Here is a 21571-nt window from a genome sequence, read left to right as displayed (position 1 = left end):
GTCTCCGTCGACAGGTGAGCCTGGGAGGCGCATGGCGATTGCCCATCCGGGCCCTGTGCTTTGATCGGAGCATGACCACCTTCGACAAGCCAGGCATCGACCTCCACACCCACTCGGTGGTCTCCGACGGGACCGAGGCGCCCGGGGAGGTCATCCGGCAGGCGGCCAGAGCCGGCCTCGAGGCCGTCGCGCTCACCGACCACGACACGACGGCAGGCTGGGCACAGGCACGGGCCGCCGCGCTCGACGTGGGCATCACCTTCATCCCGGGCATCGAGTTCTCCTCGCAGCTCAACCACGCCAGCGTGCACGTGCTCGGGTACCTGATCGACCCTGCAGACGAGGTCATGCTCGCCGAGATGCAGCAGGTCCGCGAGTCGCGTGTCTCGCGAGCCGAGCGCATGGTGCAGATGATCGGCGGTGACCACGATCTCAGCTGGGACGACGTCCTCGCCGTCACGGAGCCCGGCGCGACGGTGGGCCGACCGCACATCGCCGACGCGCTGGTCGCGAAGGGCCTCGTCGAGAGCCGAGTCGCCGCCTTCGAGACCATCCTCCACTGGCGCGGCGGCTACTACGTGGCGCACTACGCCCCGAGCCCCTTCGACGCGGTCAAGCTCATTCGCCGCGCGGGTGGCGTGCCCGTCCTCGCGCATCCGGGATCGAGGGGGAGGCGCGGCATGGACACGGAGACCCTCGAGGGCCTGATCGAGGCGGGCCTCGGCGGGCTCGAGGTCGGGCACCGCGAGAACGACGCAGCCAGCAGGGCGATCCTCCTCGAGGTCGCCGCGCGCCACGATCTGATCGTCACCGGCTCCAGCGACTACCACGGCACCGGGAAGCCCAACGAGCTCGGCGAGAACACGACCGAGCTCGGGCAGCTGCGGCGCATCATCGAACAGGCCACGGGGAGTGAACCCGTGCACGGCGGGGGATTGCGGCTGTAGCCGCCGCCTCGCCTGCCGCTGTCAGGCTCCGACGACCCTTCGCGTGAGACGGCGCCGAGCGGATGCTCGGCGCCGTCTCGCGCTTCGTGCCTCGTACGCTACTCGCTGGCCTGCGATCCCTGGCGCGGGGCGCCGGACTCGCTGCCCGACCCGCCACGACGGCGGCGACGGCGGCGAGCCGGACGCTCTGCCCCGGCCTCGCCTGCAGGCTGCTCGGCGGCGGATGACTCGGTGCTCGGAGCGGCTACGGCCGGAGCCGCAGCTGCGTCGTCGCTGCGGCGACGCGAGCGCGAGCGAGCCGGACGATCGGCGGAGCCTCGTGAGCTGGAGCCGCGGTCGCTGCGTTCTCCGCCGCGTTCTCCGGTGTGACGGCTGCCGGGCGACTGCACCTCGCGCTTCGGCGCAGCGATGCGTCCCTTCGTGCCCTCGGGGATGCGCATGTCGGCGTAGAAGTGCGGCGAGGACGAGTACGTCTCGACGGGCTCCTCCGCACCGAGCTCGAGTGCCTTCGAGATGAGCGCCCACTTGTGCAGGTCGTCCCAGTCGATGAAGGTCACGGCGATGCCCGTGTTGCCGGCGCGCCCCGTTCGGCCGACCCGGTGGAGGTAGGCCTTCTCGTCTTCCGGGATGGTGTGGTTGATGACGTGCGAGACATCGTCGACATCGATGCCGCGGGCCGCGACGTCGGTCGCGATGAGCACGTCCTTCTTGCCGGCCTTGAACGCGGCCATGGCACGCTCGCGCTGCTCCTGGTTGAGGTCGCCGTGCACGGCCGCCGCCTTGAACCCACGATCGGTGAGCTCCTCCATGAGCTTCGCAGCTGCGCGCTTGGTGCGCGTGAAGATGACGGTCTTGCCGCGACCCTCGGCCTGCAGGATGCGGGCGATCATCTCGTCCTTGTCGAGCGGGTGAGCGCGGTAGATGACGTGCTCGATGTTCGCCTGCGTGATGCCCTCATCCGGGTCGGTCGCGCGGATGTGGATCGGCTTCGTCATGAAGCGACGGGCCAGCGCGACGATCGGGCCGGGCATCGTCGCCGAGAAGAGCATGGTGTGGCGGGTCGCCGGCGTCTGCGCGAAGAGGCGCTCGATGTCGGAGAGGAAGCCGAGGTCGAGCATCTTGTCGGCCTCGTCGAGCACCATCTCCCGCACGTTGGAGAGGTTGAGCATGCGCTGCTGCGCGAGGTCGAGGAGGCGGCCAGGCGTGCCGACGACGATCTGAGCGCCGGCCTTGAGCTGCTCGATCTGGCCCTCGTAGGCCTTGCCGCCGTAGATCGGGACGACGGTCGTGCTGCGCCCGGTGACGGCGATCTGCAGGTCTTCGTAGACCTGGACGGCGAGTTCGCGCGTTGGCACGACGACAAGCGCCTGGACGCCGTGAGCCGGGTCGAGGCCGAGTCGCTGGATGAGGGGGAGGCCGAAGCCGAAGGTCTTGCCAGTGCCCGTCTTGGCCTGGCCGATGATGTCCTGCCCGCTGAGCGCGAGAGGAATCGTCTGCTCCTGAATGGGGAACGGCTCGGTGATGCCGTGTCCCTCGAGCGCCGAGACGATGTCGGCATCGATGGAAAGGTCGGAGAACTTCACGAGTGAAACGCCCTGTCTGCAATTGTGGGATGCGCCCGGGAAGTCGAAGGGCGCCGAACGGCCGCGGTCGCGGCATCGCCACAGTCTAGCGAATACCTTGAATTCGGTCCTCAGCACGCCCGCGCATCCGCCGTTCGCCCGGAAACGGTCTGCACGGACCTGCGACGAAGGGAACTTCTCTGGCACATAGGATGAGCGTGTGAAGCCAGTATTCGGAAGGCGCGGCGGAGACCGATCTCAGGACGACGCAGCCCCAGCATCCGCGCCGAGGCCAGCGACGTCGCTCGGCGACCTGCTGGCTCCCGCCGACGTGCTCGTGGCGCGCGCAGCCTACCTCGAGCTGCTCCTCTTCCAAGAGCTTTCCGCCATCGTGAATGAAGCCCCCGCCCTTGCCAACAAGCAGCACATCGGCGCTGCGGCGAACGCGGCGCTCGAACGCCACAGGGCCCTGCTCGGTGGGGCGGAGGCCGCTGCGGCCCCCGACGCGATCGCGCGCATCGGCGATGCGAGCAAGCACTTCGCCGGCTATCCGGAGCGCGTCCTCGGCCACGACTGGGCGCAGCGGCTCCTCAGCTGCCACCTCTCGTCCGGCTTCTTCCGCGACTTCTTCGGCGAGGTCGCCGAGTACGGCGGCGAGAGCTACCGGGCGGCACTTGCGCCCGTGTTCCTCACCGACGAGGAGCGCGACCAGCTGGTGCCCGTCATCGAGGCAGCGATCCACTTCGAGGACGGGCTCGGCGACCGCCTGGCGATGTGGGGGCGGCGCATCGTCGGAGACACGGTGCTCGCGATCCGGCTCGCGCTCGACGTTCCCCTCGGCACGAGCGGAGACGCCATGGTCCCCGAGGGAGAAGCGCAGCTCGAGAAGCTGGCCTCGGTGCTCTACGCAGGCCACTCGCGCCGCATGAACACGCTCGGGCTCGCGGCCTAGGAACGCGTGGCGTCATCGCCGCGCGCCGAGCCGCACGACGAAGGCCCCCGTCCTCGACCGCTCAGATGTGCAGTCGTGTGGTGGGGGCCTTCGTCCTGTTCGAGCGCGTGCGCTCGCGTGGCTAGGCGCTCTGCGCGCGGCCGAGGTGGCTCAGCCGGTGCAGCAGATCGTCGTCGTCATGCTGGCGACGGCTGCTGAGCGACCATCCGACAGACACTGTGACGATCGCCGCAACCGCGAGGGTGATGACCCAGATCCAGCCGCCGTCGTAGGCAAGCCACGGGGCGGAGGCCTGGAGCCACGTCAGCGCCTGCCAGACGACGAGGGCGACGATGCCGCCGAGCGCCGGGAGCAGCACGGGGCCGCGCGTCGATCGGTGCGGTGCCGCGAACTGAGCGGCGATGCCGAGGAGGATCCCCGCGAGGCCCGCGAACATGAGTTCCATGGCCGAGGCTAGGCGATGAAGCCGACGCGACGGGCCTGGTCGCCGGAGAGCTCCACGTAGAGGATGCTCTGGGTGGAGACGAGGTACGAGCGTGACTTCGAGTCGTGCAGCTTCACGATCGCTGCGTCCTTCGCGACTGCCTCTTCGATGATGCGCTCGAAGTCATCCTTGGTGAGGTCGGTCTCGAACGAGAGCTCTCGTGGGGCGTGCTTGATGCCGATGCGAACTTCCACTTGGCGCCTTTCGAATGCGAACGGGTGTCTGGCAAGGCTACCGGCAGCCTGCCTGGTGCGCGCACATTGACGGCGTCTTTCGCCGTGGGCGCAACAGTGCGCCCATCGCGCCGTGACATCCCGTGCGCAACCGTCGATGTCGGTGGCCCGAGATACCGTGACTGCATGACTTCAAGCGCCGCATTCGACGCAGTGCCCCTCGACGCCGCACAGCGGGCTGTGCTCGAGGCCGCGACGCGCTCGCATGTCAGCGTCGTCGGTGCGCCGGGCTCCGGCAAGACGACGACGCTCGTCGAGCTGCTCGCGAAGCGAGTTCTGTCGGACGGGCTCTCCACCGCCGAGGTGCTCGCGCTGACGCCAGATCGCCGCAGTGCCGCGCGGCTCCGGGAGGTCATCGGCGAACGGCTCTCGGTCAGCACTCCCGGGGCGATGGCGCGCACGCCCGAGTCCGTCGCGTTCGAGATCGTGCGCGCGGACCGCGCCAGGCAGGGCCTGCAGGCGCCGCAGCTCTTCACGGGGGCCGATGAGGACACGATCCTCGCCGAGCTCATCCAGAGCGATCTCGAGGCGCGCTCCGCAACCGGCCACGAGCAGCTGCACGCGGCACCCATCGAGTGGGCGCCGCCCGTCAGCGTCGAGACCATCGGCCTCCGCGGCTTCCGAGCAGAGGTCCGCGACCTCCTGGCGGCGATGTCCGAGTACGACGTGATGCCCGAGCGGCTCGAGGAACTCGCGCACCTGAGGCCCGTGTGGTCGGGAGCATCGGCCTTGGCTCGCCAGTTCCGCGAGAGCATCGCGCAGGCGAAGCCGAATGCCTTCGACACGCCCGGCATCGTGCTCGAGGCGGTCAGCATCGTCCACGCGGCTGAGCGGCTCGACGCCTTCTCTGAACTCAAGCTGCTTCTCGTCGACGACGTCCAGGAGTTCACCGAGTCGGGCAGGCGGCTGCTCGCCGCCTTCGCGCTGCGCGGGGTGCGCGTCGTCGCCTTCGGCGACCCCGACATCACCACGGGAGGTTTCCGCGGCTCGCGCCCCGAACTGGCTGCCGACTGGCGGGGAGAGACGCGCGGGCCGCTCGAGGAGCCGCTGAGGCTCGTGCTCGGCACCGCCCATCGTGGCGGCGCCGAGCTCCGTGCCTTCGTGCGGGGTGTCACCGAGGGCATCGGCGTGCAGCGGGAGCTGCGGCACCGGGCCGCCGAAACACCTCGCGTCGGCGGGCCGCCGGAGTCCGCCCCTCCGGCGGTGGCTCGTCTCTCGGCCGCATCGTCCGCTGCCGAGTGCCGGGGCATCGCCGACTACCTCCGTGAACTGCACCTGCTGCACGGCGTGCCGTGGGACGAGATGGCCGTCATCACGCGTCGAGGCGGGAGCATCGAGTCGCTGCGTCGTCAGCTCGCGAAGCTCGAGGTGCCCACGAGCTCCTCTCAGGCGCTCCCTGCTGCGAGCGACCGCGCCGTCCAGGCCGTCGTCCGGCTCGCCGCCATCGCCAGCGGGGCCCAGGAGCTCACGGCGGAGGCGATCTCGGAGCTCGCGGCCTCGCCGGTCTTCGCGATCGACCCCGTACAGCTGCGGCGGGTCCGGCGCGCGCTGCGCCTCGACGAGATCGCGGCCGGCGGGAACCGGCCGGCTGACGACCTCCTCGTCGAAGCCGTTTCCCGCGTCGCAGGGCTGCGTCTCCTGAGCGACCCGGATGCCCCCGCCTCCGCGACGTTCGAGCGCCTGCTCGCGACTGGCGGTTCCGCAACCGGCCGCAGTGCCACGCGGGCCCTGCAGCAGCTCGGGACGCTCCTGCGCGCGGTGTCGGGTGAGATCGCTGCCGCGAACGAGCAGCAGCGCAGCATCGCAGCCGACGAGGTGCTCTTCGCCGTGTGGGAGCGTCTCGGCCTCGCCAAGTCCTGGCGCGAGCTTGCGCTCGGCTCCGGGCCCCGCGCCGAGCAGCTCAGCGCGCACCTCGATGCACTCGTCACGCTCTTCGACGTCGGCAAGCGATTCGTGGAGCGGCAACCTGACGCCAGTATCCGCGACTTCCTCGAGCAGTGGACGGGAAGCGAGGTCACGGCCGACTCGCTGGCAGGCCGCACGCACGGTGGCACGGTGACCGTCACCACGCCGGCGGCTGTGCTCGGGCGGGAGTTCAGGGTCGTCGTCGTCGCAGGCCTCTCCGACGGCGTCTGGCCCAACCTCCGTCTTCGCGATTCGCTCCTCGGCGCCGGACAGCTCGCGGAGCTCGAACGGGGCATCGACACGACCCGCGACCTCGTCGACCGTCGACTCGAGGTGCTGCACGACGAGCGACGGATGTTCGCGCAGGCCGTCTCTAGGTCCTCCGAGTGGCTCCTCCTGACGGCCGAGGAGAGCGAGGACAGCGCGCCTTCCCCGTTCTTCCTGCTCACACCCCGCACCTGGCCAGTAATCCCCGCGGCAGCCGAGACCGCCGCCGAGGGCGCGCTGACGCTCCGCGGGATCGTGGGTGAGCTGCGTCGCACGGCGATGCTGGAAGGCGTCGACCCGTCCGCGGCCGCTGGCCTCGCAACGCTCGCTCAGGAGGGGGTGCCCGGCGCGGCGCCCTCCGAGTGGTACGGCCTCGCGGGGTCCACCACGGGCAAGCCGCTGCACGACCCGAGCGACCCAGAGGCGAACATCCCCGTCTCCCCATCCAATATCGAGAGCTTCGAGGACTGCGGCGTCAACTGGTTCGTGAGCTCCCACGGTGGAGGGAGCACAAGCGAGAGCATGAACGTCGGCAACATCGTGCACGCTGCGGCCGAATTCGACTTCCCAGACCTCGAAGCCCGCACGGCATTCGCGCAGGCGAGGCTGCGGTCGAGCGATTTCGACGCCCCCTGGCAGGAGACCGCGGTTCGAGCCAAGGTCGACGAGCTCGTGCGGAACCTCTCCGCCTACCTGCACCGGGTCTCGCTCGGGGGAGGGACACTCCTCGGCGCCGAGCGAGCCTTCTCCGTCGAAGTCCGGGTTGAGGGCGAGGACACCGCCAAGATCACCCTGCGCGGCAAGATCGACCGCATCGAGAGCACGGCGGCTGGCTCGGTCGACGTCGTCGACTTCAAGACCGGCAGGTCCATGCCGTCGAACGACTCCATGTCGTCCAACGCGCAGCTCGCCGCCTACCAGATCGCGCTCACCTCGGGCGCCGTGAGCGACCCCGTCGAGCGTCCTGTCCAAGCCGTCGAACTCCCTCCGCGCAGCGACCGTGGAACGCAGATCCCGACGGCACCGGTGCACGAGGCCAAGCTCGTCTTCCTGGCAAAGCCCACGAAGAAGCTCGAGTGGAGCGAACGCACGCAGCAGCCGTTCGACGACGAGGCCACGGCCGAGTTCTTCGAACGAGTCCGCTCGGTCGCCCTCGGCATGATCGGCATCCCGGAGCCCCTCGGGTCCGGCTCCGGCTCTCACGAACTCGCAGACGCCCACTACCAGGCCCACCTCGAGTCGCACTGCCTCGGCTCGTTCGGTGGCGGACGAGCGTGCGCGCTGCACGCCGCATCGGAGGTCACCGAATGACGCACACCTGGCCCATGGGAGCCGTCACGCACGGCGACATCGCGTTGGCGCTCGCCGACAACGATCCGTCCCGCATGCTCGAGCCGACGCCCGAGCAGCGTCTCGTCATCGAGGCGCCCCCGGTTCCAAGCCTCGTCATGGCAGGTGCCGGAAGCGGCAAGACGCAGACCATGGTGCAGCGCATCGTCTGGCTCGTCGCTGCGCAGGGCGTGCATCCCACCGAGATCCTCGGCCTCACTTTCACTCGGAAGGCCGCAGGAGAACTCCGCGAACGCGTGCAGCTCGCCCTCGCCCGGCTCCGCAGCGAGGGGCTCGTCGGAGGAGACGAGTTCGCGTCCCCGGAGGTCTCGACCTACAACTCGTTCGCCAACCGGGTGTTCTCCGAGAACGCGCTGCTCATCGGGCAGGAGCCGGATGCCCGCATCGTCGACGAGATGACCGCCTTCGCGCTCATGCGCAGTGTCGTGCTGGCAAGCGACGACACCAGGCTCAGCTCGCTCGACCTGCAGCTCGGAGCCATCACGAGCCTCGCTCTGGGCGTCGCACGTGCGATGCGCGACAACCAGCTCTCCGCCGCAGCCTGCGAGTCCTTCGTCGAGGAATTCAGGAAAGTCGCCGAGCTTCCCGGTCGGGGCACGGCGAACACGCCGTTGAAGCCGGTAATCGACGCCGTGGCGATCCTGGACGAGCTGCCGATCTTCGTCGGCCTTGCCGAGCGCTACCAGCTCGAGAAGCGCAAGCGGGGGCTCATCGAGTTCTCCGACCAGGTCACCTTCGCGGCAGAGATCTGCTCGAGCACGCCGGCGGTCGTCGAGGAGCTTCGGGCCAGGCACCGCTTCGTCATCCTCGACGAGTACCAGGACACGAGCGTCGGCCAGACACGTCTGCTCGGCACGATCTTCGGCGACCATCCAGTGCTCGCCGTCGGCGACCCCAAGCAGTCCATCTACGGTTGGCGTGGAGCCAGCCCGGGCAACATGCGTCGATTCCATGGCGACTTCAGGTCTCGCATCGTGCCGCCCGATGAGGAACCCACCTTCCAGCTCTCGATCTCCTGGCGCAACGACGCCAGGATCCTCGACTCGGCGAACCAGGTCGCCTCACGGCTGCCGGAGGCCAGCGACACCGGTGTCACGCAGCTCGGCACCCGGCCAGGGGCAGGCGAGGGGCGGGTCTCGCTTGCCTTTCCCGAGACGCTCGACGACGAAGCGGCTGCCGTCGCGACCTGGATGCGCGAGCGGATCGTCGTCGACGGCGACGGCGACGCCGACGGCGATGCCAGACCGCCGTCCGGCGCAGTGCTCCTGCGTGCGCGAAAGCTGCTCCCGCTCTTCTCGGCGGCGCTGACGCGCGCGGGCGTGCCCAACCGGGTCATCGGCCTCGGCGGCCTGCTCTCGGCCCCGGAGGTCGTCGACCTCCGCTGCGCCATGCGCGTCGCGCACGACTCCACCGCAGGCAACGAGCTCATCCGCCTGCTCGTCGGTGCGAGATTCCAGTTCGGCCTCGCCGACGTCAAGGCGATCCACGACGTCTCGCGCAGCCTCGCCAACCGGGACGTCACCATGGCGTCTCTGGCGGACGAGGTGCGGGCGAGCAAACGCGAGCTCGCGACGGGCGACGACGAGGTGCCCCTGCAGGAGGCCCTCGACTTCCTCGCGTCCCGGATCGCCTCGGAAGAACGCCGAACCGAGCCCGACACCTGGCTGGCCAGTCTCAGCCCCGGTGCCCGACAGCGCATCCCTGCCGTCAGCGAGCTGATCGCCGAGCTCCGCCGGAACTCAGGACTCCCCATCACGAGCTTCGTCGATGCCACGATCGCGCTCATGGGCCTCGACCTCGAGGTCACCGCGAACCCCGGCAACATCGCAAGAGTCGGCAACCTCGACGCCTTCGCTGAAGCGGCGGCCGCATTCTCCTCCGCCGAACCGGATGCCGACCTCGGCGCGTTCCTCGACTGGGTGGAGATCGCCGCAGGCGACGACTCGCTCGCGCCGGTGCAGGAGCAGGCCGAGCCCGGCGTGGTCCAGCTGCTGAGCATTCACGGCTCCAAGGGGCTCGAATGGGACTTCGTCGCGGTTCCCCGCAGTGTGGAGGGGGAGATGCCGAGCACCTCGAGAGACGGACTCGGCTGGATCCGACGCGGTGTCATCCCCTACGAGCTCCTCCTCGACGCGCACGACCGTCCGGAGCTGCCGTGGCGAGACGCCGAGACGCAGAAGGAGCTCGCCGAGCTGATGGTCGACCTCAAGGAGCGCATCAAGGAGCGCAACGACGACGAGGAACGCCGACTCGCCTACGTCGCCTACACTCGCGCCCGGCACGAGCTGCTCATCTCCGGCTCCTACTGGAGCGCCATCCACAAGACCGCCCGCAAGGTCTCGGTGTTCGTCGACGAGCTGGCTGCAGCCGGCATCATCAACGCCCCACCGGAGAACACCCTCGACGATGCGCCGGCATCACTCGCCGCCGACAGCGTCGTCTGGCCTCATGCCCCGTTCAGCCCCGAGCGGCACGAGCGGGTGAGCGAGCTCGCACAGGCCGTCGCCCACGCCCGGTACACCCAGGCCGCACCGGGCGGAGCGCTCGCCAGGCGCATCGAGCTGCTGCTCCGCGAACGCGCTGAGCGCAGCACCGTGATGAGCGTCGAGCTCCCTGCGCGCTTCGCCGCCTCGAAGTTCAAGGACCTCGTCACCGACCCGGCGGAGATCGCGGCTCAGCTGCGCCGGCCGATGCCGCAGAAGCCCTTCAGGCAGACCCGCATCGGCACCATGTTCCACGCCTGGGTCGAGGCCCACTACGCGGCCCCCAACGCGGGAGGAGACCTCCTCGGCATGGCGGAGATCTTCGGCACGGAAGATAGCGCGCTGAGCAGCCTCGCCGACGCCTCGAACGCCGACTTCGCTGAGCTCGAACGCCTGCAGGAGGCGTTCCTCGAGACCCCATGGCCGCACCGGACCCCCGCCCTCGTGGAGCAGACGATCGAGTTCCGACTCGGCGACCGGACCGTCGTCTGCAAGATCGACGCGGTCTTCGAACACGAGGGACGCATCGAGGTCGTCGACTGGAAGACGGGCAGGGTTCCGAGCGGCGACAGCGCACGCTGGGAGCGCCAGCTGCAGCTCGCGCTCTACACGCTCGCCTACTCCGAGCACACGGGGGTGCCGCCCGAGCGCATCGACGCCGTGCTCGTCTACGTCCGAGAGGGCGAGGAGATCCGAGTCCCTGAGGTTACCGGGCGAGCAGAGCTCGAACGGCTGATGGCGGAAGCCGAGGCAGCCCTCAGCGCAGCGAGTCCGTCCGCATGAAGTCGTTCGGCGGAGTGTCGTCGTCGAGGTCATCCTCGGCGGCGTGATCCACGTCGACGTCCGGACTGTCATCGGGATGCACGCCCGACGGGGCACCGGACGACGACTCGTGCACCAGACCGGGGAGCACGCCGCTCCCGGTGTCGTGTGCGTCTGGCTGATGAGCAGGGCGCCTTCCGGCGGCCTCCTTGAGCAGCTCTTGCACTTCGGCGATGTCGAGCACGGGCAGCGTCTCGTGCACCAGCGGCTGGGCGGGGGCCCGGTGGATGCGATCGACCAGCGAGTCGAGCATCCCCTCGGCGTCCGAGATGATGTCCGCGTCACCGGCCTCGACCCCGTGCAGCAACCAGCGAGCCAGCTCCAGCTCAGCGTAGAGGAGGGCCCGCTGACGAAGCTGCCGGTCTACCGTTCCGGGTGCCTCGTCCGTGTACTCGTCGAGGATGCCCCTCGCGATCGCCCCGTCCAGCGACGAGATCCAGTGCAGGTCTCGAGCGGGGTCGCCGACGCGGAGATCGCTCCAGCCGAGCACCCCCCTCACCTGGTTGCCGTCGGTGATGATCGAGGACAGGCCGAGCGCCCCGTGGATGACCGTCGGCTGGAACTGCCAGAGCGAATCGTCGTCGATGGCCGCGCTCCAGCGGCGATCGAGGGTCACGGGGAGACGCCCGGTCTCCTTCGCTCGCGCGATCGTCTGCGCGGCGGCCTGCCTGGCCTCCGAGGCGGTGAGCGTCGGCATCCCTGCGGCCTCGACTGGCCCCTTGGGGAGGGAGTGGACGGACGCGATGGCGCGCCCGAGGCTCACGAGGAACAGCGTCCCGGGCTCGAGGGCCTCGCGGTCGGCGGGGATGCCTCGAAGGTACGTGTAGACCGCGACGCGCTCGCGCTTCTCGGCGAGATGGCCGAGGACTTCCGAGACCTGGAAGGGGAGCCTGCTGCGCATCCCAGGCGTCAGCACGGCGAGCGCACGGACGTCGGCGAGCTGCTCCTGTGCCGCGGCCGAGGAGGTCGGGCGGCGCGCGATGACGGTCTCGCCGTCGGCGAGGGTCAGCAGGGCGGCGTCGAAGTCACCGTGCGCCCCGAACGTGTGCTCGAGGGCCGCAGCCACATCGAGGTCGGGTACAGCGGCCACTGCAAGTGCCGCGAGTTCCAGCGAGAGCTCAGCCATGGCTCCAGGTTAGGAGGCACGGCGAAGCCTGAGTGAGTGCCACGCCCGCACGGCCTCGAGGCGACCTAGGATGAATCCGCCTATGAATCACTTCATGTCTCGTCTCCCTCTTGCCCAGCAGCAGACCGATCGCGACCACGAGCGCCGCAGCGAACCCGGTCTCGTGCAGTCGCTCTTCGCCGACGACGCAACCCGCGTGCTCGTCCTGAACGGCGGCAAAGCGCTCATGCGGTCGGCGGGTGACGGCCCGAAGCTCGAGCTGCTGTCGGCGACCAGCGAGCGCGCGATGCTCCTCGTGCCGGTCGTCGCCGACGCCGTGTACCTGGGCAGAACCCTCGCCGACGACGAGGACCTGCCTCGCGGCACCTCGGTCGTCTCGGTCAGCGTCGACGACGCACTCGCGGCGACGATCGAACCGGATGCACGGCTGTGGGCCGGACTCATGGAGACCGCCGCTCATCTCGGGGCGGTGCACTGCGGACTGTTCACCGAGGCTCTCGCCATCACCAACTGGCACGACTCGCATGCCTTCTCGCCACGCACGGGCTCGGCGACGAGCGCTGGCCTCGCCGGCTGGGTGAGGCAGGCCGAGGGCGAGAAGCACGTGAGCTTCCCCCGCACGGACGCCGCCATCATCGCCGCGGTGCTCGACCGCGACGATCGGATCCTGCTCGGCGCGAATGTCAGGTGGAACCCACGACGCTTCTCCCTCCTGGCGGGCTTCGTCGAACCGGGGGAGTCGTTCGAGGCCGCGGTCGCGCGGGAGATCTACGAGGAGGCGAGGGCGCACGTCGTCGAGCCGAGGTACTTGGGCTCGCAGCCCTGGCCGTTCCCCGCGAGCATCATGGTCGGCTTCACGGCGAAGCTCCACCCTGACCAGGATCCGGCGACCGTCGAGCCCGACAACGACGAGATCGTCGAGCTTGGATGGTTCACGCGGGACGAGGTCAGGGCCATCGAGGATCGCCTGCCTGGTCCCACCTCCATCGCCCGCGCGATCATCGACGCCTGGCTCAGTGGTCACCTCGACTGACGCGGACAGCCCCGCGCAGTCGTCGACGGCGGATGTGAGCCTGCTGGCCTCGCTCAACGACGCCCAGCGGGAGGCGGCGCTCGCTCTTGTCGGCCCCGTCTGCATCCTGGCAGGGGCCGGGACGGGCAAGACCCGGACGATCACCCACCGCATCGCCTACGGCATCCGCGCCGGGGTGTACGACCCCTCGCGGGTCCTTGCCCTGACCTTCACGGCGAAGGCGGCGGGGGAGCTGCGTGGACGCCTCCGAGATCTGGGAGCATCCGGCGTCGCGGCGCGCACCTTCCACGCGGCGGCGCTCAGCCAGCTCGGCTTCTTCTGGCCGCACACGGTCGGCGGCCCCGCCCCGGCGATCGTGAAGGGCAAGGGCAGGCTCATCGCCGAGTCCGCGGAGCGCATCGGCCTGCGTCTCGATCCTGCCGGCGTGCGCGACATGGCGACCGAGATCGAGTGGCGCAAGGTACGTGAGCTCTCCCTCGAGGAGTACGCCATCCAGCTGCGGTCGTCGCGATCGCTGCCGAAGGGGGTGAGCGACGACGCGGCACTCGGCCTGCTGCAGGCCTACGAGGACATCAAGGACGAGCGTCGTCAGATGGACTTCGAGGATGTGCTGCTGGCCACCGTCGGCATGCTCGAGCTCGAACCCTGGGTCACGCAGCGTGTGCGCGAGCAGTACCGTTTCTTCGTCGTGGACGAGTACCAGGACGTCTCGCCGCTGCAGCAGCGGCTGCTGCAGCTGTGGCTGGGGGCGCGTCGTGAGCTGTGCGTCGTCGGGGACGCGGCTCAGACGATCTACTCGTTCGCCGGCGCATCGAGTTCGTTCCTCACGGGGTTCCCTGAGCGGTATCCGGATGCGCGGGTCGTGCGGCTCGAGGACAACTACCGCTCCTCGTCCGCCATCATCGGCGTCGCGAACGAGGTCGCCAGGCACGTGCCGTACGCGCTCACGCTCGAGCCGGCCGCTGAGACGCCGAGGCGCGAGCCTCTGCCCGAGGTGCTGCAGTTCCACGACGACGACGACGAGGCTCGCGGCGTCGTCCACCGGATCGGCGAGGATCTGCGAGGCGGCATCCCCATCGAGAGCATCGCCGTGCTCTACCGGACGAACGTGCAGGCGGCCGCCATCGAGCGGGCTCTCCAGGACTCGGGCATCGCCTACTCGGCCATCGGCCAGCGACGCTTCTTCGACCAGCCCGAGGTGCGCCAGGCGCTCAGCGCCTTGCGCGCCGCCGTCATGCAGGAGACCACGGGGCCGCTGTTCCAGGCGGTGAGCGACGTGCTCCGCGACCTGGGCTGGACACATGAGCCGCCCGCCGATTCCGGCGCCCTGCGCGACCGCTGGAACTCCTGGGATGCGCTGCTCCGCCTTGCAGACGCCCAGCCGCACGGCACGAAGCTGGCGGAGTTCTCGGCGGAGCTGCAGCAGCGCGCGAAGATGCAGTACGAGCCGGAGCTGCGAGCCGTGACCCTCTCGAGCATCCACGCCGCGAAGGGCCTCGAATGGGACAGCGTGACCATCGTCGGCGTCAGCGAGGGGCTGCTGCCGATCTGGTACGCGGAGACGCAGGACGAGCTCGATGAGGAGCGCAGGCTCCTCTACGTCGCCGTCACGCGTGCGCGGAAGCGTCTGCGTCTGACGCACGCGCAGTACGGCGGTCGGCGCGACGCCGAGCGGCCGGCCTCTCGCTTCCTGGCAGAGCTCGGCACCCGCATTCGTCGTGGAACGAACGGTGCGTTCGGCGGACCTCGCCGGTGATCGAGTCGATCGTCAGGACTTCCGGGCGGCAGTAGCGCGAGGCGGTTCCGTCGCGAAGCCACGACGAGACCGCGTCGACGGCCAGGCTGCGAACGACCTCCCTCGTGAGGCGCGGGAGCTGGGCACGCGTCGCGAGCGCGAGCTGGGTGGCGATGGCAGCCCAGGCATGATCGGCGTCGAGTCGGTTCAGGTCCTCGCAGCGTTGGCAGGGGGTGCGGCCGGGCACGACGAATGGTCCGATGCTCGCGTCGAGGTCGCCCGCGACGACGGCGAGATGCGGCACATCCGAGGCCATGAGCGGCGTGTACCGCCGATGCGGGAGGACGTAGTCTCCGCAGTCGACGACGAGGCCGATCTCGGCAGGTCGCGGGGGCTGGTAATCGCCGCGCGCGCTTCGTACCGTGCAGCCGAGCTCCGCGATGGGCCCGGCGAGGTCGTCACCGGCGATCGTGCCGCGCACGAGGATGACGGGTGGTCGCGCCTTGCCGCGAGGTGCGGCTGCCCCGGACCTCCGGCGCGGCGAGACCGGTACCGGTTCGAGGAGCGCCCGCACGCGCCCGAGCAACGCCTCGACCTCGTCGCCGTTCAGTCCGAGTCGTGCGCCCCGCTCGTGGAACTGCGCGAGCGTGCCGCCGCTCCGCAGCGACTCGATGAGCCGCTCGGTGGCCGCGCTCGGCTCGCGGATGACCGCACGAGCGTTCACGCCGCCCAGTTGCAGCTCGGCGGGGGAGCGCCACACGAGGGGCACGCCAGGTGGCAATCGCAGTTCCATGCAGAGATCCTGCTGGAACGCTCGAAGCCCCGCAGGAGTTCTCCACAGCCCAGGTCGGACGGGGGCCGAGCCAGAACCGGGACCACAGCCATGACCGATGGCTGTGGTCCGCCGGAGGCGAGGGGTCAGCTCGTTGGCGTGTCGCCGCCCTCAGGTGCGTCGCCGAACGCCGAGGGGTCGTCGAGGAACTTCGTCAGCGCCTCGTCGTACTCGTCGGCGGGGAGCTCGCCGAAGCCCAGCCTCGTGACGAGTGCCTCGGGGTGGTCGATGTCCTCGCTCGTCGGGAGAGCGTCGAAGTGGGCCCAGAGCTCGTCGCGGGCTGCCGCTCCGTGCGCTTCCGAGACTGCGCGCCACATGGCGGCGGCCTCGCGGAGGCGGCGTGGACGGAGCTCGAGCCCGACGAGCGAGGCGAAGGCGCGCTCGGCGGGGCCGCCGACGGCGCGCCGGCGCCGCACGGTCTCCGCGAGTGCGACCGACTTCGGCAGTCTCGCTGTCGCGTCTTCCGTGACGACGTCGACCCACCCCTCGATGAGGGCGAGCATGGTCTCGAGTCGGGCGAGTGCCGCCTCCTGCTGCTCCGTGCGGGGCGGGATGAAGGCCCCCTCGGAGAGCGCGGCCCTGATCCCATCCGGGTCGCTCGGGTCGAGCGTCTGCGCGAGCTCCTCCATGCGGGAGACGTCGATGCTCACGCCTCTCGCGAACTCCGTGATCGAGGAGATGAGGTGCAGGCGCAGCCACTTGGCGTGCTGGAAGAGCCTCGCGTGGGCCGTCTCACGGACGGCGAGGTACAGCTCGATCTGCTCGCGGTCGACGTCGAGGCCCTCGGCGAAGTCGTCGATGTTCTGCGGCAGGAGCGAGGGGCGGCTGTGGTCGAGCACCGGAACGCCGATGTCGCCTCCGGCAACGACCTCCTCCGCGAGGTTGCCGACGACCTGGCCGAGCTGCACGGCGAACATCGCGCCGCCGATGCCGCGCATCATCGAGGATGACTGGCCGAGGAGCTGCGCCATCTCCGGCGGGGTCTGCTCGGTGAGCACGTTCATGAGGGCGTCGGCGATGCTCGTCGCGACGGGTTCGGAGAGCGAGGTCCAGAACTGGATGGAACCGGTGATCCACTCGAGTCGGGTGAGCGTCGCGGGAGACTCGCTGAGCTCCCCGAGCTGGGTCGCCTCGCTGAGCCACAGCTGCGCGACGCGGAAGGCCTGGTCGAATCGCCCGGCCTCCTCGGAGCTGATCTCGCGGTTCTTGGGCTGCGCGACCCGACGGGCCTGATCGCGTGCGACCTGCCAGTCCAGCCCGTTGCCCGGGTTCGCGACGGCCGCCTGCAGCTGCGACAGCAGTGCCTGCACCGCGGCAGGGTCGTTCGGGAGCCCAGCGACTCCCGCCAGCTTGGCGGGGTCGAAGCCTCCCTGCCCGCTCAGCAGCTCGCGGAGCAGCTTGCGCAGCTCGTCTTCGGATCCGTCGTCGGGAATCGGTCCCTGTGCATCACTCATTCCGCACCTCCCAGCGCTTGGATCTACGCTAGCTCGTGGCCCCTCCAAGGAAGGGTCGCCGTGACTGCGTATGCGCCGAGTGCCTTGCGCCACGGGCGAACAATAGCCGCAGGACATCGAAACGAGCGCAGTGACCTTCTTCTCCGAACCCTCCTCAGAGGGGGATGCCCGAGTTCGCGAGCAGTCAGAGGCGTTTGCCAGGGCGCACGAGGTGAACCGCCGCCGCAGCGAGGAGGGCTCGAGGCGGGCGCGCGTCGGACTCGTCTTCCTCTCCATCGGGATGCTCCTGCTCGTCGCGCTCGGCTTCAGTCCGGCGCCGTACGTCGTGCGCTCTCCCGGCCCGGTCTTCGACGCGCTCGGCACGGTGCAGGCCTCGCAGGAGGACACGACGCAGGTCGAAGTGATCACGATCGGCGGCGCGGAGACGTTCGAGCCGTCTGACGGGCAGCTCGACGTCATGACCGTCAACGTCGGGGGCCGGCCGGAGAACCTGCCCAACTGGTTCGAGGTCTTCCTCGCTCTTGTCACTCCATCCAACGATGTCCTTCCCGTCGAGGCGTACTACGCCGACGCGGAGACCGGCGAGCAGCGCGATGCGCAGAACGCCGCGCTCATGCAGGGCTCTGAGGCCGACGCGATCGCCGCAGCCCTCATCAACGAGGGGTACGACGTCGGCACAGCGCTTGCGATCGTCTCGGTCGGCGACGACGGTGCGGCGGCCGGCATGCTCGAGCCCGGGGACATCGTGAAATCGGTCAGCGGGATCCCGGTCGACTCGACAGAGGGCCTGCCCGCGGCCGTGGCCGAGGCCTCCGGGGGCAACCTCGACAGCCTCGGACCGGTCGACGTGGTCGTCGATCGGGCCGGCGAGAGCAAGACGTTCTCGATCACGCCACGCCCGGGACTCGTCGAGGGGGAGGAGCGGCCGCTGCTCGGAGTCACGGTCGCCACCCAGCATGAGTTCCCGATCGATGTCGACATCGAACTCGGCAACGTCGGCGGGCCGAGCGCGGGGCTCATCTTCGCGCTCGCCGTCTCCGACAAGCTCGTCGACGGCGACCTGACGCAGGGACTGCACATCGCCGGAACCGGCACGATGTCGCCCGATGGCACGGTGGGCAGCATCGGCGGCATCACGCAGAAGCTCTACGCGGCCGTGGAGGTCGGCGCCGACCTCTTCCTCGCTCCCGCCGACAACTGCCAGGACGTCCTGGACGGGGGCATCCCCGGTGACATCCCGGTCTACGCGGTGTCCTCGCTGAACGAGGCGGAGCAGGTCATCCAGACGGTCGGCGAGGGCGGAGACACCGGCGCGCTCCGCACCTGCGAATCAGTTCTCGGCTCATGACCCACGCCAGTCTCAGTTTTGCCAGGCACTTGCCAGATAAACTCCTCTAGTTCCCCTTTCTCGGAAAACAAACGGCCCCTCCAGGCAATGACAGGTACGACGTGACAAGCACTGCAGCTCAACAGCCCCAGAGTCCGAAACCCGCCAGCCGACGTCGGATGGGACCGCTCACGATCACATTGCTGATCGTCGTGGCGCTCCTCGTCGTCTTCTTCTGGTTCGCTGGCCGATACGCGGACGTGCTCTGGTACGACCAGCTCGGCGTCCTCGAGGTCCTCCTCACCGAGTGGGGTGCCGGAGCGATCATGTTCGCCATCGGCCTCGTCGGCATGGGCGTCCCCCTCTACGCGAACCTGCAGATCGCCTACCGTGCGCGTCCTGTCTACGCCAAGCTCAACGAGCAGCTCGACCGCTACCAGCAGGTCATCGAGCCGATCCGTCGTGGTGCGATGATCTTCGTCCCCGCGATCTTCGGCCTCTTCGCCGGCGTCGCGCTCATCGCCTCCTGGCAGACCGTGCTGATGTGGATGAACTCCACTCCGTTCGGTGAGACCGACCCGGTCTTCAACCTGGACGTCTCCTTCTACATCTTCCAGCTGCCGTTCTTCCGAGGCGTCGTCGCCTTCGTGAGCGCAGTCGTGCTCCTCTCGCTGATCCTGACCGCGGCAACGCTCTACCTGTACGGCGGGATCCGCGTGACCGGTCGCGAGGTCGTCATCTCGAAGAGCGCCCGCACGCACATCGCGATCCTCGCGGGTCTCTACATGCTCGTGCAGGCCGTCAGCTTCTGGCTCGACCGCTACGCCGCGCTCAACACGCTCTCCGGTCGCTGGACGGGTGTGCTCTACACCGAGGCGAACGCGACCATCCCCGGTCAGGGCATCCTGGCCGGAGCCGCGATCGTCGTGGCCGTCCTCTTCTTCATCGCAGCGGCCATCGGTCGCTGGCGTCTGCCGCTCGTCGGCACGGCCCTGCTTGTCATCGTCGGCCTCGTCGTCGGCATGGTCTACCCGTGGATCGTCCAGCAGTTCCAGGTCGGACCGAGCGAGCAGGCACTCGAGACCCCGTACATCCAGAACAACATCGATGCGACGAGAACCGCCTACGGTCTCGATCAGATCGAGGAGATCAACTACGCGGCCGAGACGACGGTCAGCCAGGGGCAGCTGCGCGACGACGCAGACACCACGGCGAACATCCGCATCCTCGACCCCTCGCTCGTCTCGCCCACCTTCGCGCAGTTCGAGCAGGAGCGTGCGTACTACCAGTTCCCTGACCGCCTCCACGTCGACCGCTACGAGATCGACGGCCAGGTCCAGGACGCGGTGGGCTCCGTCCGCGACATCAACATCGCCGGCCTCGGCGCCGACGCGCAGTCGTGGGTCAATAACACGATCGTCTACACGCACGGCTACGGGCTCGTCACGGCCTACGGCAACCAGCGTGGACCGGACGGTCAGCCGCTCTTCATCGAGGGCGGCATGCCCAGCGAAGGTGCGCTCGGCGACTTCGAGCCGCGCGTGTACTTCGGCCAGTCATCGCCCGAGTACTCCATCGTCGGCGCTCCAGAGGGCTCGCAGCCCGCTGAATTCGACCACGTCTCCGGCGCTGACGGCGCGACGCAGACCTACAACACGTTCACCGGTGAAGGCGGACCCGACCTCGGGAACTTCTTCAACCGCCTCGTGTACGCGATCAAGTTCCAGTCCGAGCAGATCCTGCTCTCCGAGTACGTCAACGACGAGTCGCAGATCCTCTACGACCGCGACCCCGCCGAGCGCGTGCAGGCCGCTGCCCCGTACCTGACGATCGACTCCGACCCGTACCCCTCGGTCGTGGACGGACGCCTCACCTGGATCGTGGACGGCTACACGACGAGCAACAAGTACCCGTACTCCGAGCTGGCTGGTCTTCAGAACCTGCTCGAGGACGCGGATACGCCCGCCAGCTCGCTGCCGCCCGAGGTCATCAACTACATGCGCAACTCGGTGAAGGCGACCGTGGACGCGTATGACGGCAGCGTCACGCTCTACGCGTTCGACGAGACCGACCCGATCCTGCAGACCTGGCAGAAGGTCTTCCCGTCGACGCTGAAGAACGTGTCGGAGATGTCGGGTGAGCTGCTGAGCCACATCCGCTACCCCACGGACATGTTCAAGGTGCAGCGCGAGATGTTCGCCAGGTACCACGTGACCGACGCGAGCACGTTCTACAACCAGACGAACGCCTGGCAGCTGCCGCAGAACCCCACCGGGGGAGAGGCATCGCAGCCGCCGTACTACCTGACGATGCAGATGCCCGGCCAGGAGTCGGCGTTCTCGATCTACTCCACCTACATTCCATTGACGAACGCGAACGCGCAGTCGAGGAACGTGCTGAGGGGGTATCTCGCCGCCAACTCCAACGCGGGATCCACTGATGGCACCGTCGCGGATACGTATGGGAAGATCACGCTGCTGCGAGTCGAGAACGACAACGTCAACGGCCCCGGCCAGGTGCAGAACATCTTCAACTCGAACGAGACGGTCGCCAACCAGCTGAACCTGCTCGAGCGAGGCGGCCAGACTGCGGTGCTGCGAGGAAACCTCCTCACGGTGCCGGTCGGCGAAGGGTTCCTGTATGTCCAGCCCGTCTACGTCGAGTCGACCGGTGAGACCAGCTACCCGCTGCTGAGGCGCGTGCTCGTCGCGTTCGGCGACAAGATCGCGTTCCAGCCGACGCTCGACGAGGCGCTCGACGAGCTCTTCGGCGGCGACGCCGGTGCTGACGCCGGTGACGGTGGCGTCGAGGTCACCGACGACGACGTGCCTGTCGACTCGGTCCCTGACGACACGACCGCGACGCCTGCACCGACCGCGACGACTCCGCCCGCGGGTGGAGGCACGGGAACTCCTCAGGAGCAGCTCTCGACCGCGCTGGCGGACGCTGAGAAGGCCCTTGAGGACCGCACGGCCGCGTACGCGAACAACGACCTCGTTGCGGCTGCCGAGGCCGACCAGCGGCTCACCGAGGCACTGAACCGTGCCCGTGACGCGGAC

At 69.2% G+C, this 21571-nt stretch carries 13 protein-coding genes; 8 read left to right on the top strand and 5 right to left on the bottom strand.

Going from position 1 to position 21571, the window contains the following annotated elements; all coding sequences use genetic code 11:
• Positions 1 to 71 precede the first annotated feature (71 nt).
• Positions 72 to 947: a PHP domain-containing protein gene (locus C5E10_RS10205; RefSeq protein WP_104331541.1), complete on the top strand. Its 876-nt coding sequence runs from the start codon at positions 72 to 74 to the stop codon at positions 945 to 947.
• A gap of 98 nt (positions 948 to 1045) precedes the next feature.
• Here the strand turns inward: C5E10_RS10205 and C5E10_RS10200 are convergent, their stop codons facing one another.
• On the bottom strand, positions 1046 to 2530 hold the full coding sequence (locus C5E10_RS10200; RefSeq protein ID WP_104331540.1) for a DEAD/DEAH box helicase: 1485 nt from the start codon (positions 2528 to 2530) through the stop codon (positions 1046 to 1048).
• 199 nt (positions 2531 to 2729) lie between these two features.
• On the opposite strand from C5E10_RS10200, the gene C5E10_RS10195 reads away from it, so the two are divergent.
• Entirely contained in the window at positions 2730 to 3461 is a 732-nt protein-coding gene (locus C5E10_RS10195) for a ferritin-like fold-containing protein (protein WP_104331539.1), read from the top strand.
• 121 nt (positions 3462 to 3582) lie between these two features.
• On the opposite strand, the gene C5E10_RS10190 is transcribed toward C5E10_RS10195, so the two are convergent.
• Positions 3583 to 3906 (bottom strand): hypothetical protein, encoded by a 324-nt coding sequence (locus C5E10_RS10190; RefSeq protein WP_146080225.1) that lies wholly within the window; start codon positions 3904 to 3906, stop codon positions 3583 to 3585.
• A gap of 8 nt (positions 3907 to 3914) precedes the next feature.
• A complete protein-coding gene (locus tag C5E10_RS10185) occupies positions 3915 to 4139 on the bottom strand; it encodes a DUF3107 domain-containing protein (protein WP_104241588.1) in 225 nt (74 codons plus the stop codon).
• A gap of 165 nt (positions 4140 to 4304) precedes the next feature.
• Here C5E10_RS10185 and C5E10_RS10180 point away from each other — a divergent pair, with 165 nt between their 5' ends.
• Together C5E10_RS10180 and C5E10_RS10175 are read left to right on the top strand one after the other, a co-directional pair.
• On the top strand, positions 4305 to 7661 hold the full coding sequence (locus C5E10_RS10180) for a UrvD/REP family ATP-dependent DNA helicase (protein ID WP_104331537.1): 3357 nt from the start codon (positions 4305 to 4307) through the stop codon (positions 7659 to 7661).
• Positions 7658 to 10966, top strand: a complete 3309-nt coding sequence (locus C5E10_RS10175) for an ATP-dependent DNA helicase (RefSeq protein WP_104331536.1) — start codon at positions 7658 to 7660, stop codon at positions 10964 to 10966. The genes C5E10_RS10180 and C5E10_RS10175 overlap by 4 nt, the downstream gene beginning before the upstream one ends.
• Here C5E10_RS10175 and C5E10_RS10170 read toward each other — a convergent pair.
• On the bottom strand, positions 10941 to 12131 hold the full coding sequence (locus tag C5E10_RS10170) for a phosphotransferase (protein ID WP_104331535.1): 1191 nt from the start codon (positions 12129 to 12131) through the stop codon (positions 10941 to 10943). The genes C5E10_RS10175 and C5E10_RS10170 overlap by 26 nt on opposite strands.
• Before the next feature lie 94 nt (positions 12132 to 12225).
• On the opposite strand from C5E10_RS10170, the gene nudC reads away from it, so the two are divergent.
• Both nudC and C5E10_RS10160 read left to right on the top strand, forming a co-directional pair.
• Positions 12226 to 13164: an NAD(+) diphosphatase gene (gene nudC / locus C5E10_RS10165; RefSeq protein ID WP_258071077.1), complete on the top strand. Its 939-nt coding sequence runs from the start codon at positions 12226 to 12228 to the stop codon at positions 13162 to 13164.
• Positions 13148 to 14920, top strand: coding sequence for an ATP-dependent helicase (locus tag C5E10_RS10160; RefSeq protein ID WP_258071076.1), 1773 nt, complete (start codon positions 13148 to 13150; stop codon positions 14918 to 14920). Before nudC ends, C5E10_RS10160 begins: the two co-directional genes overlap by 17 nt.
• An 897-nt stretch (positions 14921 to 15817) precedes the next feature.
• Here the strand turns inward: C5E10_RS10160 and C5E10_RS10155 are convergent.
• Positions 15818 to 17185 (bottom strand): zinc-dependent metalloprotease, encoded by a 1368-nt coding sequence (locus C5E10_RS10155; protein WP_104331533.1) that lies wholly within the window; start codon positions 17183 to 17185, stop codon positions 15818 to 15820.
• Between the two features lie 130 nt (positions 17186 to 17315).
• Here C5E10_RS10155 and C5E10_RS10150 point away from each other — a divergent pair, with 130 nt between their 5' ends.
• Both C5E10_RS10150 and C5E10_RS10145 read left to right on the top strand, forming a co-directional pair.
• Positions 17316 to 18533 carry a PDZ domain-containing protein gene (locus C5E10_RS10150; protein WP_104331532.1) on the top strand — a complete coding sequence of 406 codons (1218 nt, stop codon included), beginning with the start codon at positions 17316 to 17318 and terminating at the stop codon, positions 18531 to 18533.
• A 158-nt stretch (positions 18534 to 18691) separates the two neighbouring features.
• A partial coding sequence (locus C5E10_RS10145) for a UPF0182 family protein (RefSeq protein ID WP_181062718.1) occupies positions 18692 to 21571 on the top strand: 2880 nt, incomplete at its 3' end.

Source organism: Pseudoclavibacter sp. RFBG4, assembly GCF_002931515.1.
In the GTDB taxonomy this organism is placed as follows: Bacteria; Actinomycetota; Actinomycetes; order Actinomycetales; family Microbacteriaceae; genus Pseudoclavibacter.
This window is presented reverse-complemented; position numbering and strand designations above follow the sequence as displayed.

Coding starts and splice junctions, on each gene's coding strand:
- C5E10_RS10205 (WP_104331541.1), top strand. CDS start 72: ATGACCACCTTCGACAAGCCAGGCATCGACCTCCACACCCACTCGGTG.
- C5E10_RS10190 (WP_146080225.1), bottom strand. CDS start 3,906: ATGGAACTCATGTTCGCGGGCCTCGCGGGGATCCTCCTCGGCATCGCC.
- C5E10_RS10180 (WP_104331537.1), top strand. CDS start 4,305: ATGACTTCAAGCGCCGCATTCGACGCAGTGCCCCTCGACGCCGCACAG.
- C5E10_RS10175 (WP_104331536.1), top strand. CDS start 7,658: ATGACGCACACCTGGCCCATGGGAGCCGTCACGCACGGCGACATCGCG.
- C5E10_RS10170 (WP_104331535.1), bottom strand. CDS start 12,131: ATGGCTGAGCTCTCGCTGGAACTCGCGGCACTTGCAGTGGCCGCTGTA.
- nudC (WP_258071077.1), top strand. CDS start 12,226: ATGTCTCGTCTCCCTCTTGCCCAGCAGCAGACCGATCGCGACCACGAG.
- C5E10_RS10155 (WP_104331533.1), bottom strand. CDS start 17,185: ATGAGTGATGCACAGGGACCGATTCCCGACGACGGATCCGAAGACGAG.